Annotated in this window: 1 protein-coding gene; it reads left to right on the top strand. The window is 56.2% G+C overall.

Going from position 1 to position 1,196, the window contains the following annotated elements:
* The first annotated feature begins 271 nt into the window (after nucleotides 1–271).
* Nucleotides 272–628, top strand: a complete 357-nt coding sequence (locus tag ACFVT8_RS24545; protein WP_387224339.1) for a hypothetical protein — start codon at nucleotides 272–274, stop codon at nucleotides 626–628.
* Nucleotides 629–1,196 lie beyond the last annotated feature (568 nt).

Here is a 1,196-nt window from a genome sequence, read left to right as displayed (position 1 = left end):
CTAAAGCGCTTCGCGCGCTCGCCCTCTCCGAGGGGAAAACTAACCACACACCTCATGCACTAAAGTGCTGCTTCGCAGGTCAGCGCGTTTTAGCGTGCAAAAATAGTGCGGAAAACGGCGAAAACGGGGGCGCGACAATCCCCTCAGCGGCTCCCCAAAATTCACATATTCATATTTGCTACCGGCTGACTTCTTTCCCGACAGGTGGCCCCGCGAGGGCGCAGGTTGAGCCACTTTTGCGTCCCGGAGATCCTTCTAGGGCGCATTCGAGATGCGCTGCGTGACGCGCTTCGGCGGAGTGGAAGTGGTCGAAAGTCCGACATTTATAACGAACGTTCGTTATAATGGGGGCATGACTCACGGACCTTTGACCTCAGAAACCGGCGCAATCCTGAACGATCTTGGCGCAGCAGACCCTCTGGACGTGGCTATCCGGGCACGGGAGAGTGCGCATGTTCTCTCTCAAGTCGTGGAGTTTTTAGAGCAGATCGGCCGGTCTGGTGACAGCGATTTAGACGCGGTGCATGAGCGTGATTGGCAGCTCGATGCAGACACGTTGACCTTCATTGCCCAGACGTTGGAGGGGCTGGCAGACCAGGCCGAGGCGAAGGATGCCGTGAACGAATGACGGATACGTGTGCCCAATGCGGGGGGAAAATCCCGCCCCGGCCTGACCCGCGCGGACGCAGGGCGAAGTATTGCTCGGATGCTTGTCGGGCGGCAGCTAGCCGAGAACGTGCTCGCCAGCGCCACGCCCAGGAGGTCGAAGCCGCGCGTCTCCAGGCTGAGCTGGATCTGAAAACCCCGCAGGAGACCCTGGCAGAGGTAGTCCAGGAGCTTGAGGCCACCACCCGGATCATCCAGGAGCGAGGGGAAGTACCTGCCTCACTACGCCCGATTGTTGAGGCCGCATTTGATTTGATCCATGCGTCCCAGAACCCTGTAACCGTTTCGTCGACGCCACGACGTAAAACTCGGAGAGCAGTAAGACGTAGCTTTTTATAGTTATCTGATTTAGTCGTTGTGATTGGAGGGCTAATTGGTATAAAAAACTTCATTAAAAGTCAAATGAAGAAGGGTTTTTTATTTCCTCTTCTAGACCAATTAGCTCTATTCCAAGCAGATCTCCTGCTTCAGAAACATCTACCGCCCCCGCCAGTTCCCCGTTCGCCCAAGCTAGGGGGATTGAATGAGAG

The organism is Lysinibacillus sp. NPDC058147 (assembly GCF_042884205.1).
In the GTDB taxonomy this organism is placed as follows: domain Bacteria; phylum Bacillota; class Bacilli; order Bacillales_A; family Planococcaceae; genus Lysinibacillus.
The sequence above is the reverse complement of the archived record's forward strand: the minus strand, read 5'-3'. Positions and strand labels throughout refer to the sequence as shown.